Annotated in this window: 18 protein-coding genes; 2 read left to right on the top strand and 16 right to left on the bottom strand. The window is 40.4% G+C overall.

From position 1 onward, the window contains the following. Window positions 1–370: 370 nt before the first annotated feature. A complete protein-coding gene (zapE, locus tag AC4CU0_RS09370; RefSeq protein WP_111885050.1) occupies window positions 371–1,522 on the bottom strand; it encodes a cell division protein ZapE in 1,152 nt (383 codons plus the stop codon). Window positions 1,523–1,606: 84 nt separating this feature from the next. After that, complete coding sequence (locus AC4CU0_RS09375; RefSeq protein WP_111885051.1) at window positions 1,607–2,614, bottom strand: AraC family transcriptional regulator; 1,008 nt, start codon at window positions 2,612–2,614, stop codon at window positions 1,607–1,609. A gap of 157 nt (window positions 2,615–2,771) precedes the next feature. Between AC4CU0_RS09375 and AC4CU0_RS09380 the strand changes: the two genes are divergently transcribed. Then, a complete protein-coding gene (locus AC4CU0_RS09380) occupies window positions 2,772–4,301 on the top strand; it encodes a flavin-containing monooxygenase (protein ID WP_490743492.1) in 1,530 nt (509 codons plus the stop codon). 49 nt (window positions 4,302–4,350) lie between these two features. Then, window positions 4,351–5,259 (top strand): LysO family transporter, encoded by a 909-nt coding sequence (locus AC4CU0_RS09385; protein ID WP_180102906.1) that lies wholly within the window; start codon window positions 4,351–4,353, stop codon window positions 5,257–5,259. A gap of 80 nt (window positions 5,260–5,339) precedes the next feature. Here AC4CU0_RS09385 and pyrF read toward each other — a convergent pair whose 3' ends face one another. From pyrF to AC4CU0_RS09455, 14 genes are all read right to left on the bottom strand, one after another. After that, on the bottom strand, window positions 5,340–6,020 hold the full coding sequence (gene pyrF / locus AC4CU0_RS09390; RefSeq protein ID WP_180171544.1) for an orotidine-5'-phosphate decarboxylase: 681 nt from the start codon (window positions 6,018–6,020) through the stop codon (window positions 5,340–5,342). A 241-nt stretch (window positions 6,021–6,261) separates the two neighbouring features. Continuing rightward, the gene (locus tag AC4CU0_RS09395) at window positions 6,262–6,627 is read right to left on the bottom strand and encodes a lipopolysaccharide assembly protein LapA domain-containing protein (RefSeq protein WP_078188931.1); all 366 of its coding nucleotides are present in this window, start codon (window positions 6,625–6,627) and stop codon (window positions 6,262–6,264) included. A gap of 24 nt (window positions 6,628–6,651) precedes the next feature. Beyond that, window positions 6,652–6,954, bottom strand: coding sequence for an integration host factor subunit beta (locus tag AC4CU0_RS09400; RefSeq protein ID WP_067767464.1), 303 nt, complete (start codon window positions 6,952–6,954; stop codon window positions 6,652–6,654). 162 nt (window positions 6,955–7,116) lie between these two features. Next, window positions 7,117–8,796, bottom strand: coding sequence for a 30S ribosomal protein S1 (gene rpsA / locus AC4CU0_RS09405; protein ID WP_168378903.1), 1,680 nt, complete (start codon window positions 8,794–8,796; stop codon window positions 7,117–7,119). Between the two features lie 107 nt (window positions 8,797–8,903). Beyond that, window positions 8,904–9,587, bottom strand: coding sequence for a (d)CMP kinase (gene cmk, locus AC4CU0_RS09410; protein WP_078193656.1), 684 nt, complete (start codon window positions 9,585–9,587; stop codon window positions 8,904–8,906). A gap of 17 nt (window positions 9,588–9,604) precedes the next feature. Next, entirely contained in the window at window positions 9,605–10,036 is a 432-nt protein-coding gene (locus AC4CU0_RS09415; protein ID WP_249706655.1) for an SRPBCC family protein, read from the bottom strand. A 26-nt stretch (window positions 10,037–10,062) separates the two neighbouring features. After that, complete coding sequence (gene tadA, locus AC4CU0_RS09420; protein ID WP_078188939.1) at window positions 10,063–10,614, bottom strand: tRNA adenosine(34) deaminase TadA; 552 nt, start codon at window positions 10,612–10,614, stop codon at window positions 10,063–10,065. 7 nt (window positions 10,615–10,621) lie between these two features. Beyond that, window positions 10,622–11,743: an enoyl-CoA hydratase/isomerase family protein gene (locus AC4CU0_RS09425; RefSeq protein WP_078188941.1), complete on the bottom strand. Its 1,122-nt coding sequence runs from the start codon at window positions 11,741–11,743 to the stop codon at window positions 10,622–10,624. Further along, window positions 11,740–12,453 (bottom strand): uracil-DNA glycosylase, encoded by a 714-nt coding sequence (ung, locus tag AC4CU0_RS09430; RefSeq protein ID WP_490743013.1) that lies wholly within the window; start codon window positions 12,451–12,453, stop codon window positions 11,740–11,742. The genes AC4CU0_RS09425 and ung overlap by 4 nt, the downstream gene beginning before the upstream one ends. A 36-nt stretch (window positions 12,454–12,489) precedes the next feature. Continuing rightward, window positions 12,490–13,086 carry a 6-pyruvoyl trahydropterin synthase family protein gene (locus tag AC4CU0_RS09435; protein WP_168378899.1) on the bottom strand — a complete coding sequence of 199 codons (597 nt, stop codon included), beginning with the start codon at window positions 13,084–13,086 and terminating at the stop codon, window positions 12,490–12,492. A gap of 130 nt (window positions 13,087–13,216) precedes the next feature. Beyond that, window positions 13,217–14,164, bottom strand: a complete 948-nt coding sequence (gene gspK / locus AC4CU0_RS09440) for a type II secretion system minor pseudopilin GspK (RefSeq protein ID WP_078193662.1) — start codon at window positions 14,162–14,164, stop codon at window positions 13,217–13,219. 39 nt (window positions 14,165–14,203) lie between these two features. Further along, the gene (gspJ, locus tag AC4CU0_RS09445; protein ID WP_180003180.1) at window positions 14,204–14,833 is read right to left on the bottom strand and encodes a type II secretion system minor pseudopilin GspJ; all 630 of its coding nucleotides are present in this window, start codon (window positions 14,831–14,833) and stop codon (window positions 14,204–14,206) included. Window positions 14,834–14,879: 46 nt separating this feature from the next. Then, window positions 14,880–15,272 (bottom strand): type II secretion system minor pseudopilin GspI, encoded by a 393-nt coding sequence (gene gspI, locus AC4CU0_RS09450; RefSeq protein ID WP_078188947.1) that lies wholly within the window; start codon window positions 15,270–15,272, stop codon window positions 14,880–14,882. Further along, window positions 15,262–15,819, bottom strand: a complete 558-nt coding sequence (locus tag AC4CU0_RS09455) for a prepilin-type N-terminal cleavage/methylation domain-containing protein (protein WP_490743014.1) — start codon at window positions 15,817–15,819, stop codon at window positions 15,262–15,264. Before AC4CU0_RS09455 ends, gspI begins: the two co-directional genes overlap by 11 nt. Window positions 15,820–15,821: the final 2 nt, after the last annotated feature.

Raw genomic sequence — 15,821 nt, forward strand, 5'->3', positions numbered from 1 at the left:
TCATCATCAGCCTGAATACCTTTTTACAGTGTATAAAGTTTTTGAAATGTCGAAATTAGACTTAAGTGCAGAATTTTGTTCTAAAACTGAACAAACAGACCCAAGCGTCAAACAAACTCACTCGATTAAGCCATGAATTGCTGCCGTTGTCGATGCTACAACTTCAACCAATCAGTTTAAATTTAACGCTTTTATCGATGAATTATTAAACAACCCTTCTTCTTATTAAATGATGCTTTTATCTTCCGACCTCGCTTTTAAAGTCGATTGTTCGATCTATACTTTTTCTTATCTACGCATGTAATCTAAAACTAAAAATCAAAAAAAAGAACGCCATCAAGACGTTCTTTTTTCATTCCAACAGAAACGCTTAATTTTCTGCCGTAGATTCTGGTGCATTGATTTGACGGTGAGAGGTATGTAGATAATCATCAGATTGCATTTCCAATAAGCGCGAACGTGTACGCTCAATTTCAAATGCCAATTTTTCACCTTGATATAATTCAATAATCGTATCTTCTGAAGTAAGCAACAACTTCACACCACGGTCATAAAATTCATCGACCAAATAGATAAAACGACGTGTCCCTTCAGACAAATAATCCGTCATGTGCGGCACATTACTTACCAAGACTGTATTATAAATATTGGCAATTTCAATAAAGTCCGCTGGACTACGTGGTTTTAGGCAAAGCTCAGAATATTCACACCACAGCACATCTTCCGTATGACCAATGGTTTCTACAATACGCTGATTAATAATAATTGGCTCTTGTGAAACCGTTTGGGTTTGCGTTAATGCTGTAAAACGCTGTGCCATCCACAACTTATGTTCATGTGTTAAAGGCGACTTAAACAACTGCGCTTGTTTCAATACACGTAAACGATAGTCTACGCCTGAGTCTACATTTAAAATCACACAGTTCTTTTTTACCATTTCGATGGTTGGGATAAAACGGTCACGGTGGATCCCGTTTTTATACAAACCATCTGGTGCGATGTTAGATGTTGCAACAAGGGTGATCCCACGCGTAAATAATTTTTGGAATAGATCACTCAAAATCATCGCATCCGTGACATTGGATACAAAGAATTCATCAAAGCAGATCACGACCGCTTCTTTATAAATTTGGTCGGCAACAAGGTCGAGTGGATTACGCTGACCTGAAAGCTTATTTAATTCACGGTGTACGTACTGCATAAAGTGATGGAAATGCATACGTGTTTTACGTCGAAATGGCACAGAATCATAAAACTGATCCATCAGCCAAGTTTTACCACGTCCTACACCGCCCCACATATACACCCCTTTAGGTGCAGTTTGACGACGGAAACGACGAAACGCTTTTTTAGAAGCCTTAAAACGTTGGATTAATTCTTGCCAAACTCGATCCAACTCATGCACCGCTTGCGCCTGTTCCTGATCTGGTAAAAACTGACCAGATGCTAAGGCTTGAGCATAACGCTCAGCCGGTGAAATCGGAGTAAATGCGGTGTTGTGTGGTGACTGAAAATCTGACATATCATTAAATACTTTTTTGGGCTAAATGAATTATAACGAAGAATAAACTCGAAGATATAACACTTTGGCAGTAAAGCGCATTGGCTATTTATTATATTGTCTCGGACTATGCCCAAACCAACGTTTAAACGCATGATTAAACGCCGCAGGTTCTGAATAACCCAGCAATTCTGCAATCATTTCAATTGAATATTCATTATATTCAATCATACGGAGTGCTTTATCTTTAATAATATCTTCACGAATTTGCTTATAACTGGTATTTAACTGTTGCAATTGATGACGTAAAGTTCTTTCCGGCAAGTTCAATGCTTGAGCAGTTGCTGCCATACTTGGCATCGCACCACTTTGTAATTCCAAATAATCTTGTACCCGTTGAACCAATGATGGCGCATCTTCATCGGCGCTTAAACGTTCTAACTCCGCAATACACTTCGACTCATACAATCGAAACGTAATAATATCAGCGGATGGAATACGAATATCTAGAACATCCTCATCAAACCAAAATGCCGCAAATGGCGCGCCAAAACGAACTTGAGAGCCATAATAATCGGTGAACATTTTTAATTTTTCGGGATCTTTGGGTTCAGCAAACGGCAAATCAATTTGAACTTGTGGCGTAGATAGCCCCATCATTTTGTACAGATCACGGATGAATTTATACGTTCCTGAAATCTCTGACTGTGCTAATAATGCACCCAGTGGCGCATACACATCTTGCGGTTGATAGCATAAAGCCACTTTATGTTGACTGATTTGCAAACTTAAACGCCCAGTTAGATGCGTCAACTGTTGAAAGCGAATCCCCTGATTTAAAGCTTGGCGTAAAGTATCACTAGTAACCAATAACATCAGCAACGGACCATAACCCGCCAACGTATAATGCTGACCAATAAATAACCCTTGCTCAGGTTCTACATCTTTACCAATGACTTTCAGTACATCCCACTCCAAACTCGGATGAATCACCGAAGTAGGATCGAGTGCATCGACACGCAGCCCGATAGTTTGCAAACGTTGATCGACATCTACGCCTGCTTTACGCATTCCTTGTACAAGATACATCAGGCTTAGAATGGATCGTTTCATAAATCGTAAAATGACATTAAATTTCTTCTTTTTTACTACAAATTTGCAATTATGAACATTGCCGTTTCGATCAATTTTTCTGTCATCTCAATCATATTGTTCTGATCATGAACTCAAGTATGCTTAGCTTGTAATCTCGCTTGGAATTAAAAAAATGATGCAGGAAGCGCAAACAAAAACAGTGCAAACCCCAAAAGCCAATTCTGAAATACATACACAAATCGCCATCATTGGCGGTGGTTTTGGTGGTATTGCTATGGCGATACGACTTTTACAACAAGGCAATCAAGATTTTCTGATCCTCGAAAAAGCCAATGATTTTGGTGGAACCTGGCGTGAAAACCGCTACCCTGGCGCTGCGTGTGATGTGCAATCACATATGTATTCGCTTTCTTTTGCACCCAAAACAGATTGGTCAAAACGTTATGCTGAAGCGCCGGAAATATATGACTATATCCAACACGTTACCCGTGAATATAATTTAAAACAATTCTGTCGCTTTAACAGTGAAGTGCTTTCAAGCCAATACAATGAATCAACCTGTGACTGGCATTTAGAACTCAAAGATGGCTTTAAAATTACCGCTCAATATGTGATTTTTGCATCAGGCCCTTTACATGTCCCACAAATTCCACATATTCAAGGCATTGAAAAATTTAAGGGTAAAGTGTTCCATTCTTCTCAATGGGATCATCAATATTCATTAGCAGGTAAAAAGGTCGCATCGATTGGTACAGGCGGCAGTGCCATCCAATACATTCCTGAAATCGCACCACAAACAAAGCAACTGTATGTTTTTCAGCGTACCGCGGCTTGGGTCATTCCACGAGATGAGCGTAGTTATCATGGTTTAGAAAAATTACTATTTAAAAAATATGATTGGTTTCGAAAAATTCACCGTGCTCGCCTGTATTGGACCAACGAATCACGTGTCGTGCCAATTGTTAAGCCGACCACCATGAAGTATGCGCAAAAACTGGCAGAACTGTATATTAAGTATCAAGTGAAAGATGCTGAACTTGCCAAGAAACTAACGCCAAACTACATCATGGGTTGTAAACGCATTTTAATTTCTAATAAATACTTTCCAACCTTTAATCGACCTAATGTGGAATTGGTCAGTGATGCAATACAAGAAATCACTGAAAATGCCATTATTACCAAAGATGGAAAATCCCGTGAAATCGATTGTCTGATCTATGGCACAGGCTTTATTACCGATCCAAGAATTTATTTAAAATCATTTGAATGTATTGGTGAAAATGCTCAAGAACTCAAACAAGTGTGGCAGGCTGGCGCAGAAAGCTTTTATGGCATTTGCACCAAAGGCTTTCCAAATCTGTTCCAATTATTAGGCCCCAATACTGTGCTTGCCCATAATTCAGTGGTATTTATGATTGAGGCACAAGTCGATTACATCTTACAAATGATGCAATTGGTTTCAAAATCTAATGTTCAAGCCATCGCTGTTAAAGATCAGGTTCAAGATCAATTTAACACTCATGTACAAGACATGCTTGATGGTACGGTATGGCAATCAGGCTGCGTGAGTTGGTATCAGCAAAATGGCGGTAAAAATTTTGCACTGTGGCCAACTTATACATGGAAATATTGGCTGGCTACTCGAAAAATAAATCCAGCCGATTTTCGACTCCTCAGTAAAACAAAATCTAGTCATGCAGCTTAAGCAATAACAGGTCATAATAGGCAGGTATTCATTATCTGCCTATTTTTGTATGCAATCTTTCTGGTTGATTTTCCAGCTCTTAGCCTGTTTAGGGCTTGGTTTTATTCTTGCACGTCGCCTACCCACTTGGCTTGAAAAAATCGCCTTTAAACTCCTGCCGTACTTTACTTATATTTTGTTATTTGCGATTGCGATCGAATTTTCTGAAACATTACACACTATTCCAGCACCTCTGCAAATCCTCTCTTCATCAGTACTTATTGCACTATTGACCTCAATGGGTGCTTTTATTTGCTGCTATATTTTGTTTAAGCTTTTAGGCTATAAACCCAGTCATGGCAAAGTGTCCATGCAGTTGGTAACAAGCTCACTCATCAATATTAGCTATGCTTTTATTGCATTAGGTTTAGGTTATGCTTTTGCCGAAATGGCAGCACATTTTAATCTTAAGCCACATATGAGTACTTGGGATCTACTTTTAGTTTTCATGTTTCTGATTGGGCTTGATCTCGCCTACTCACCGCTCGATCGTTCTTGGTTAAATTGGAAAATTCTACTTGTTCCACTCGGCTGTATCGTCGGTTCACTTTTGGGCGCTTTTGCTGCTGCCTATCTATTGCCACAAATCAGCCTGAAAGATTTGATTATGCTGTCACAAGGTTATGGTTTCTATTCGATGACAGGCATCGTCGTGACTGAATTAAAAAATGCGCATCTAGGCAGTATCGCGCTGATGAATGATTTATTCAGAGAAATTTTTGCGATTGTATTTATGTATATTATTGGCTGGCGTTACCCACGCTCTGCAATTTCATCTGCGGGTGCAACAGCTATGGATGTCACCCTACCTATGGTCAAACAAGCCTGTGGTAATGATTTTATTCCACATGCTATGGTCAGCGGCTTTATCCTTTCTGTCCTTGCACCTATATTGGTGAGTATATTGGCGGTGCTTTAACGATTTTAATCTCCCTAAATCCCTCTTTAAAAAAGAGGGACTTTCTCCTCCCTTTTTCAAAGGGAGGTCGGGTGGGATTCTTACAAAGTCGCCAAAATATCTTTTAAAGTCTGACGCATATTATCCGATTTAGTAATTGGACGGCCAATCACCAAATGTGTAGAACCATCAAGCATGGCTTGTTTAGGTGTCACAATTCGTTTTTGATCATCCGCTGCAGAACCCTTAGGACGGATACCCGGTGTTACCAATGCAAAGTCAGCACCCAAAGTTTCACGTAACATTTTCGCTTCTTGTGCCGAACAAACTACACCATCCAAACCACTTTCTTTCGTTAAAGTCGCAAGACGCTTCACATGTTCAAAAGGTTCCACATCTAAGCCTAATTCCGCAAGATCTTCACGACCCATTGATGTCAAAACCGTAACAGCAATTAGCTGAGTATTGTAATTGCCCGCCTTCAGGCGCTCTACACAGGTTTCCATCATTTTACGGCCACCTGATGCATGGACATTGACCATCCACACCCCCATATCCGCAGCTGCACAAACTGCTTGTGCTGTGGTGTTTGGAATATCATGGAATTTAAGATCTAGAAATACTTCAAAACCTTTATCGTGCAATGCTTTAACGATACTTGAACCCTCATGGGTAAATAACTCTTTACCAACCTTAACTCGACATAATGCAGGATCTAACTGCTCTGCAATTGTAAGTGCGTCATATTGGCTTTTAGCATCTAGTGCAACGATGATACTCAAGAGACTTACCCTTCATTTTAACAAAATTAGTGCATTATAGATGGATTCAACTTGATCAGAAAGTCATAAAACTCATGTTAATTGAAATGATTAATTTGAATTTAGCTATCTCATTATTTTATTTAAGATATATGGCTTATTTTTTCAGCCCATAAAAAAACACCCCGATGATCCACCGGAGTGTTAAATACAAAAATTTAAATCTACTCATAAAAGTAGTTAATTTACTTCAAAAACCCAATTACAACGGGTTAGAAGGACGCTCATTTGCATCAATATCTAAAACTGTCTTTTCATGACGCGTATGTGCAGCCGCTTCAGCAGCAGCCAGTTGAGCAGTTTGAATTTGCTCTTTACGTAGGCGGTCAATATCTTTACGTAGACGTTTAATTTCCCAGTTATTTTGAAATACTCGGAATACTTGCACTGCCAATAAAAGACCTAAAACCAAACCTAAAGACAAGGTTAATAGCAATAAAAGCCCTAAACGCATTGCAGGCACTTGTGTAAATAACAAATCGACTGAAAGTTCAGTTCCGTTTTGCAGAACCAAAGCCAATGAGTATCCAAATAGAACCAGTAAAATTACGACCAATACGTAACGCATAAACACCCCTAACAATGTTTTGAATTAGTTTGCAGATTCGTTTACCGCATCACGTAAAGCTTTACCAGGTTTAAAGTGCGGTACAGCTTTTGCTGCAACTTCTACTGATTTACCTGTTTTTGGGTTACGACCCACACGTGGTTCACGGTGATGTAATGCAAAACTACCAAAACCACGGATTTCAATTCGGTTGTCTGTAGATAACGCTTCGATCATTTGATCGATCATTATCTTAACAGCCTCTTCCACTAAGGGTTCAGCTAAGTGTGGGTTTTTAAGAGAAATACGCTCTATTAAGTCAGACTTATTAAGTGCTTCAGTAGTCATCTGCGACCTCTTTAATTATCAAGCTACCTAGGATCAGTTTCCTGATAATAACCTGTTTAAATACAAAACGGTAGCGTAATAATCACTTACTACGCTACCGTTACAGTAATTGTGTAAAATATATTAACTAATTTACATTAATAATACAATTCAAACACTTACTTAGTGGTTCATTTGAGCTTTGATCAAATCACCAATAGTCTTAGGACCATTGTCTGAAGATGCTGTAGCTGTCTTGTTCAAGTTAGCTACTGCTTCTTTTTCTTCAGCTTCGTCTTTCGCTTTGATAGACAAGTTGATAGAACGTGATTTGCGGTCTACGTTGATGATTTTAGCTTCAACCTCTTGACCAACTTCAAGGAACTTAGTTGCATCTTCAACGCGGTCGCGGTTGATTTCAGATGCTTTAAGAGTCGCTTCAACTTCGTCAGCTAACTTAACAGTAGCGCCTTTAGCGTCAACTGCAGTTACAGTACCTTTAACAAGCGCACCGCGTTCGTTAGCAGCTAAGAAATCGTTGAACGGATCGCTGTTCATTTGTTTGATGCCAAGGCTGATACGGTTGCCTTCAGCGTCTACTGAAAGGATAACCGCTTCAACTGTGTCACCTTTCTTGTAACGACGGATAGCTTCTTCGCCTTGTTCGTTCCAAGAAATGTCAGACAAGTGAACTAGACCATCGATACCGCCTGGTAAACCAATGAAGATACCGAAGTCAGTGATTGACTTGATCGTACCTGAAACTTTTTCACCTTTGTCGTGTTCTTTAGCAAACTCTTCCCATGGGTTAGCACGAGTTTGTTTGATACCAAGAGAAATACGACGACGCTCTTCATCAACTTCAAGAACCATAACGTCAACTTCGTCACCGATCTGAACAACTTTAGATGGGTGGATGTTTTTGTTAGTGTGATCCATTTCTGAAACGTGTACTAAGCCTTCAACGCCTTCAGCGATTTCAGCGAAGCAACCGTAGTCAGTTAAGTTAGTTACACGAGCTTTAACGATAGAACCTTTAGGGTAACGGTTCATGATCGCTAACCATGGATCTTCGCCTAATTGTTTAAGGCCTAAAGATACGCGGTTACGTTCGCGGTCGAATTTAAGTACTTTAACAGTAACTTCTTGACCAACTTCAACAACTTCTGAAGGGTGCTTGATACGTTTCCAAGCCATGTCAGTGATGTGAAGAAGACCATCAATACCGCCAAGGTCAACGAACGCGCCGTAGTCAGTAAGATTTTTAATAGTACCAGTAACTGTTTGACCTTCTTCAAGCTGAGCGAGAAGAGCTTCACGGTCAGCTGAAGATTCAGCTTCCATAACAGCACGACGAGATACAACAACGTTGTTACGTTTAGCATCAAGTTTGATTACTTTAAATTCTAACTCTTTACCTTCTAAGTGAGTAGTATCACGAATAGGACGAGTATCAACTAAAGAACCTGGAAGGAACGCACGAACTGGACCGATGTCAACAGTGAAACCGCCTTTAACCTTACCAGAGATAACACCAGTAACGATTTCGCCGTCTTCAAAGATTTTTTCAAGTTTAGTCCAAGTTTCAGCACGTTTAGCTTTTTCACGTGATAAAACTGTTTGACCCATACCGTTGTCAAGAGCTTCAACAACTACGTCAACAGTGTCGCCAACTTGAACTTCAAGTTCACGTTGTTCATTTAAGAATTCAGCGCGGTCAACAATACCTTCTGATTTAAGGCCAGTGTCAACTGTTACCCAGTCAGAGTCGATATTTACTACAACGCCTTGGATGACAGCACCCTTTTCAACGTTGAGGTTTAATTCGCTTTCTTCAAAGAGGGCTGCAAAAGATTCGGTCATGATATACCTAGTAAAGTCAGCGGTCTTGGATCAGACAAGGCCGGTTTAATTAAGCGTCTACATAGTCCGTATAAGACTGATCAAGCTATGCTTCTGCTGAAAATTCTTTAGTTTGCTAATTGCTGATCGATGTAATTCGTCATCAGCGTGAATACTTCATCAATACTCAAAGTTGAACTATCAATGAAGTAAGCATCTGGCGCAGGCTTGAGTGGAGCGACTGCGCGTTCCATATCTCGCTTATCACGCGCTTCGATATTAGCTAAAATGTCGTTTATTTTAACATCCACGCCCATAGCCTGCAACTGATTTACACGGCGCTCCGCACGGGACTGAGCAGAAGCCGTTAAATAAATCTTGGCTTGAGCATTTGGAAAAATCGTAGTTGCCATATCACGGCCGTCTGCAACCAAACCAGGTGCTTGAGCAAAGGCATGCTGACGTTCTAAAAGCGCAGTTCTAAGTGCAGGAATTGCAGCAACTTTTGAAGCAAACTCTCCAACTCTCTCAGTACGGATAACTTTTGAGACATCTTCACCATCTAAAAGCACCGAAACACCTGCTTCATTTGTCACAAATTGTATGTCTAAATTTGTTGCAATTTTTACGCATTCATCGAGCTTTGAGTCTAATGCATCAATTAAGTCTTGCTTATGCAATGACAATCCCAACAGACGATATAACGCACCTGAGTCGAGTAAGTGGAACTGATAATGTGCCGCAATTTTTGCTGCCAATGTTCCTTTACCTGAGCCACTTGGGCCATCAATTGTAATGATTTGAACTGTCATTGCTCTTCCACTTTTGTTTATACGGTTTTTGCAAGTTTTGAAAAACCAATTTTAATCGCTGACTTCAGTTGCGCAAGGATTAATTGACTAACGAATGGCGCACGCGCCTGTAATTCAATCGTATAAGTGACTAAAGTACGCCCGGCATCGATCGCTTCGAATTGAATCACGCCCAAATGATGTTTCACCAGTGGGTTTTTAATAATCTTATATTCAATGCGTTGGTTTGGCTCAAGCAAGGTAATTTGCTCTTGTAACGGCTTCACTGGCCCAAAGCCCATACGACGTACAGAACCTACACCATCAGGACGTTCAGGATCTGCTGAATCTTTAACACGCACCACTTGAATCGGCGCAAAAGCCACGTTGTAGGTCGAATGTTTTGAAAGTAAGTCAAAAACTTGCTCGACCGGTGCATTAAATTCTTTTTTTACTTGAATGGATTTCATGGTGTACCCTATTTTATTTGACAATATTAATTGTCAGTAGAGTTTACTTGATTTTTTAAATTAAGTTCAGTCAAAGTGGCTTTTTCCTGTAACTTCATCAGTCGTTTTTGTTCACGACGCATTTTAAAAAAATCACTTAATTGTTGGGAGCATTGCTCTTGTAGGCAACCATGCTCAAACTCAAAGATATGATTATAGTAGCCTGAATTTAATAATTGACGCGAACTGACCAAAGAACCTGCTTTAGGTTCAGTCGTCGCAAATACCACTCGTTTTATTCTTGAATGTACCAAAGCGCCCACACACATTGTGCATGGTTCCAAAGTTACATATAAGGTTGCATCGTCAGGTAACCGGTAATTATCGATATTTAAACAAGCTTGACGCAAAGCTTGTACTTCCGCATGTGCGGTGGGATCTTTCAGAGAAATCGGCGCATTAAACCCTGCACCTATGACTTGATTTTGACTCACAATGACTGCGCCTACAGGAATTTCTTGCAATTCGGCAGCTTGTGCAGCCTGCTCAAAAGCAAGCTGCATCCAATGTTCATCACTATATAAGTTTGGTTCAGACATCAATTAATTAAATTACACCATACTGTCTTAACAGCGCATTCCAACTGTCAATATTGGTTACAGGAGGCTCATCAGCCAGAATTCCTTTGAGGGAAAGATCTGTACCTTTTTTCCATTCTGGAGATAAGTCTTTATCGACTAGACGGGCGCGCACACCTTCCACAAAGTCTGCATGACGAATTTTCCAATCCGAAATTTGGGTTTCCAGTTCAAACACTTCATTCCAAGAATGCACTTGCTTGCCCCACTGCCACAATAACCATGTTAATGCTGCTGTTGCAGGTGAACCTTTTTGTAGATTTTCACTGGCTTGACGTAGCCAATCACTGCGTGCATCGCTTAAACCAATAATTGATTCATAGTCATGTTCAAAATTATGCCCACGGCACACACTTTGAATCACATCCAAAGAATTTTGTAATGGGCCAGGCCCCACAGGACGATGCATACTATTTAAAGTGTCATCAATGGCACGGAAATCGCCCGCTGGATAATGATCCCAATCAATATTGATGACAGTTTCAAGTACGTTATCACGCTGTGCATCGCAAATATGCGTTGCCCAGCCGATACCATAAGCACCTGCTGCGGTCATAATCGAGCCTGTTAATCCCGTAAACAAACCAATAGCACCACGGTCAGCTAGGAAACGCGTCGCACCTACATCTGGATACAAACCGATATTAATTTCAGGCATTGCTAAACGCGAATAAGGTGTCACCAAACGGAAAGGTGCGGCCATAAATAGACCTAAACCACCACCCATGACATAACCTTCGCCCCAAACCAAAATCGGCTTTGCATAGTTATGCAGCAGCAAATCTAGGGCATATTCTTGTTCAAAGAATTTATTCGCCGTTTCAACTTCATCATTGACCACCAATTGTCGCAATTTGCGTACATCGCCACCTGCACAAAATGCTTTCGGCGTAGTGGAATCCAACCAAATCGCTTTAACAGCATCATCATGTTGAAAGTCCTGAAAGACTTCAAGCAATGCTGTACAGATAGATTCATCTAATGCATGAAGCGATTTTGGGCGATTCAGGCGAACAATGCGCCAGCCCTTTTTCGCTTCTTCCACAATCAGATCTGGGTGATAATTTTTTGAAACGGGAGAATAAGTCATGCGTCCAGCTGCCAGTCTATTGGCTCAATGCCATTTTGTTTAAGATAATTATTACTTTTTGAGAACACCTTACAACCAAAAAAACCACCGCGGTTTGCAGCCAAAGGAGATGGATGCGCGGCTTTTAGCACCAAGTGCTTATTTTGGTCAATGCGTTGTCCCTTACGCTGTGCATATGCCCCCCATAAAATAAAGACAATATGCTCACGTTGCTCATTTAAAACATCAATCACATGGTCTGTAAAATCCTCCCAGCCACGTTTTTGATGTGAAGTTGGTTGCCCAGCCTCAACAGTCAGTACCGCATTTAAAAGCAAAACACCTTGTTCTGCCCAGCGTGTTAAGTCCCCATGTTTTGACACAGGCACCCCAAGGTCGGTATTTAACTCATGGAAAATATTACGTAAAGAAGGTGGTAATGCAACCCCCTTTTGTACCGAAAAACTCAAGCCATGTGCCTGATTTGACCCATGATACGGGTCTTGGCCTAAAATCACCACCTTTACATTCGCCATAGGCGTCGTGTTTAAGGCATTAAAAATCAGCGGATTCGGTGGATAAATCACTTTATCCTGTTTCATTTGTTGTAGCAGAAAGTCTTTTAACTCATCCATGCGGGGGCTAAGCAAAAACTCACTTAGGCCATATTTCCAGCTAGCATCAAGCTGCACTTTAGCGAGTTTTGCTTGTTGCTCTTCTGTTAAAGACATCACTGTTAACCAATCCTAATAAAACCAAATATTTACTTAAATTTTAACTTGTAAATCAACTGCAGGGTTTAAAAATTTTTGACCCTGTTTTAATTTTTCATACATCTGGGAATCGTTCCATTCCGACTGAACCTGTTCGGAAAAGACGATTTGATCTAACTGCAACAGCCCCATTTGTGCGTTGTCGATATCTTCTAAAAAGCTTTGCGCATAACCTGTGTCCGTCTCATGTACGATCACAGAATACACTTCAACATCACCCTCACCATTTTGAGTTTCTGTTGATTTTAGAACTTGTTGTGCCAAGTAAAAGAAGATCCGTGAAAACTGTTCTGCTGAAGGCGATACGGGTAGTTCAACCCAACGTGCGCTGAACTGCTTGCAGGCACGAATATACTCGGCATCATCATGTTGCCAAAAACAAATCGCATGATCAAAACTGTCAAATAAGTCTTTAATAACCCCTTTGAGCAAACCGAAATCGTAAACCATTTGTCCATGGTCAAGTTTCGACGCTTTGAGTAATAGTTCGACTTTATAACTGTGTCCATGAATGGAACGTTTGCAGCGGTCTGACGTGCAATTACGCACGATATGCGCGTTTTCAAACTTAAATAACTTACGAATTAACATATGTCGTAATGCAATCAAATAATCTATGGGTTCTCAGAGATTATAATGCAAAAGTCTAACAAGAGGCATTAATTTTGCTGTTCAGCACAATTGGGAAAAGGCATCATGAAAATTTAGCGATATTTAAGACCTAAAATGGTGCCATACTGCGAAAAGCCACATATACATCTTTATCTTTTCGCACTAACTCACTGGTAAATTGACGCTTTCTTTCATTTAAAATAATTTCAATTTGCGCTTTAAAATAGTTCGACTGCACACCCAATTGTGAGTTTAAAACTTCTCGATTTTCTGTGCTCACCTGTGCAAATGGCTCCATTGCCCATAAATCATTGATATTTTCAAAATGTTCAAATTTGGCAGCTTTTTGTTGCAAAGCTTGTTCGACTGCATTGACATCTAAACGATCATCCATGGTTGCCAACAAAAATGCAGGAGCGGTATTAATGTTTACCGTTGTTTCATGCGAGGGCAAGCTACTCACATAGGGTGCAATCAGTTTATATTGAGCACCTTCAAAACCACGGACTGATTTCAACTCTTCCACACTATGAAATTTTGCATTTGGCGGTAGTGCCGCATTATTTAAACCACGATAGTACGCCAGTTCAGCTCCCATCGGGCCAGAGGTCTCATCATCTTCATCTTGCCAATCGATCACAGCTTGACTTAATTCTGCGGGTAAACCAACACGCTGCAATATTTTTTCAAACCATAACTTTGCTTTGTCATTTACCACACCCTCCTCTGAAACCAAACTATTGAGGTTAAATTTGCCAGATTCATCTTGGAGCACACCTGCAACAGTTCCACCTTCCACTGGAAAAGCAGGCATGGGCTGAGCCCAATTTTCTTGTAAATGATCCACCTGCCCTGCATTTTCAGCATCATTTACCAGAAGTTCGGCAAAAAATGCTTCGGCACTTTTCGCATATAACATCGATTGATTTTGGCGCATCACGTAGGCGGTATTTTCAGAAGTATTGGCTTGTTGTTTTGCGATGCCTGCTGCAACAATGGTTGCCAAAGCCACCATCATCAGGATGGTTAATAAAGCAATGCCGCGTTGCTGTTTCATAAGCAACTCCGAACTTCAAATGACCCCACAACCTGACCGTTAACCATTCTTATTTTTATCCAATAAAAAATCAGTATTTAACAAACTGAATAGCCATTCATAGTCTGTCCCATCGACTGTGAGTTGCATCCTAATGCCGCGTGGTAACAGTTGTATGGTTTTTTCATTATTCATATCTGCAGCTGAATCTGGCCAACTGTCCAACTCATTTGGATTGAGTACCGTGATTTTATATTGTTCAATATTATCCAGTAAAACACTCGAATCTGGCTGATCATGCCCCGTTTGGTTGAGATTTTTAAATTTTAGCCGATACAATTTTTTTTCATCAGCTTTGTATTGATATTCCACTCGCTCGTCAGGTGCAATGCCCTGATTTAATGGATCAGTGACACCTGTCTTACTGAAATTAAATCGGCCATTTTGCAATACTAACGCTGGTTGAATATCTCCATTAATATTGGCAGTTAAGGGCACAGCTTGTACTGTGTCTCTGAGAATTTGCTGATGGGCATCTTGCAACTGACTAAGCCTTGCCTCATGGGTTGCGTTTCGTTCCTTCACTTTCGAGACATAATCAAAAACCTTCCAACCCAAAGCAGACAGCACTGCGAAAATAGCAATCGCAACCAAAAGCTCAACTAAGGTAAATCCTGCTTGATTCTTCATTCCTTGCTGTACAAGCACAGGCATATCTTGAGATGTACGTTTTTTTCTAGTTATTATTTTCATCCAACGGAGCCTTATAGTTAAAGAACACCAAACTGCTAATCCCTGCTTCAACATCGCCTGTTTCAGCATTCATCAAACTCACTTGGATATCAATCCGTTGTACATTTGGACTAATGGTGGCTTGGGCTTTTTTGTCAATTTGCCATTGTTCGCCTTGTTCAGTGACTTGTTTAGATGCAGTACCCGTCATCCATTCACGATTGATTTCCATCTTAGCGATTTCATTCAACGCGACAAATTGTGCTTTATTTCTTAAAATTGCGTGTGCTGTCGACTGTGTATATTGCATCGCAACATTAGACAAAGCCATTGCCGCAGTCGCAAAAATCGCCAATGCCACCATGACTTCAAGTAGCGTAAACCCTTTAGCCCGCATTAACTTTCCCTAAATGATCGATTTCGATTTCATTACCAATGGGACGTTCTTCAAAATAAAACTGTATACGCACAGGCTTTACCTCACCATTGCCCAACCAAATCAACTTGGGTGCATTGGTATTTAACAAATCATCATTATTGGCATTTGCATACTGCTGATCTAAAGGCTGAATCGTAAAAGAGACATTTTCAGGCAATACTCGGGTTTCAAAATCTTTATAGTTTTGCCATTTATTATTCTGATTTAAAATACTATTTTCTACACGTTTTTGTTCTGGTAAATATTCTTGTACCGCATAGCTTTGCGTGTTGACACCCGTTCCAGCGTTTTGCTGTAAGGCCAATATCAAAGCTTGATCATTTGCATCGCGTAAAATTCTTTTCAGATCCATCACAAACACTTCGCGTGCTTGCATGGCTTTGCGTTGATCTGTCCCACCGATATTCAAAAGCACCAATGAGGCCATGATACCCATAATCACAATCACCACCATCAATTCTACGAGGGTGAAGCCACGAACCGATGATGGTGATGCTATTTTCATAA

It is taken from the genome of Acinetobacter sp. LipI_15 (assembly GCF_058242865.1).

Coding starts and splice junctions, on each gene's coding strand:
- zapE (WP_111885050.1), bottom strand. CDS start 1,522: ATGTCAGATTTTCAGTCACCACACAACACCGCATTTACTCCGATTTCA.
- AC4CU0_RS09375 (WP_111885051.1), bottom strand. CDS start 2,614: ATGAAACGATCCATTCTAAGCCTGATGTATCTTGTACAAGGAATGCGT.
- AC4CU0_RS09380 (WP_490743492.1), top strand. CDS start 2,772: ATGCAGGAAGCGCAAACAAAAACAGTGCAAACCCCAAAAGCCAATTCT.
- AC4CU0_RS09385 (WP_180102906.1), top strand. CDS start 4,351: ATGCAATCTTTCTGGTTGATTTTCCAGCTCTTAGCCTGTTTAGGGCTT.
- AC4CU0_RS09395 (WP_078188931.1), bottom strand. CDS start 6,627: ATGCGTTACGTATTGGTCGTAATTTTACTGGTTCTATTTGGATACTCA.
- AC4CU0_RS09400 (WP_067767464.1), bottom strand. CDS start 6,954: ATGACTACTGAAGCACTTAATAAGTCTGACTTAATAGAGCGTATTTCT.
- rpsA (WP_168378903.1), bottom strand. CDS start 8,796: ATGACCGAATCTTTTGCAGCCCTCTTTGAAGAAAGCGAATTAAACCTC.
- cmk (WP_078193656.1), bottom strand. CDS start 9,587: ATGACAGTTCAAATCATTACAATTGATGGCCCAAGTGGCTCAGGTAAA.
- AC4CU0_RS09415 (WP_249706655.1), bottom strand. CDS start 10,036: ATGAAATCCATTCAAGTAAAAAAAGAATTTAATGCACCGGTCGAGCAA.
- tadA (WP_078188939.1), bottom strand. CDS start 10,614: ATGTCTGAACCAAACTTATATAGTGATGAACATTGGATGCAGCTTGCT.
- AC4CU0_RS09425 (WP_078188941.1), bottom strand. CDS start 11,743: ATGACTTATTCTCCCGTTTCAAAAAATTATCACCCAGATCTGATTGTG.
- ung (WP_490743013.1), bottom strand. CDS start 12,453: ATGTCTTTAACAGAAGAGCAACAAGCAAAACTCGCTAAAGTGCAGCTT.
- AC4CU0_RS09435 (WP_168378899.1), bottom strand. CDS start 13,086: ATGTTAATTCGTAAGTTATTTAAGTTTGAAAACGCGCATATCGTGCGT.
- gspK (WP_078193662.1), bottom strand. CDS start 14,164: ATGAAACAGCAACGCGGCATTGCTTTATTAACCATCCTGATGATGGTG.
- gspJ (WP_180003180.1), bottom strand. CDS start 14,833: ATGAAGAATCAAGCAGGATTTACCTTAGTTGAGCTTTTGGTTGCGATT.
- gspI (WP_078188947.1), bottom strand. CDS start 15,272: ATGCGGGCTAAAGGGTTTACGCTACTTGAAGTCATGGTGGCATTGGCG.
- AC4CU0_RS09455 (WP_490743014.1), bottom strand. CDS start 15,819: ATGAAAATAGCATCACCATCATCGGTTCGTGGCTTCACCCTCGTAGAA.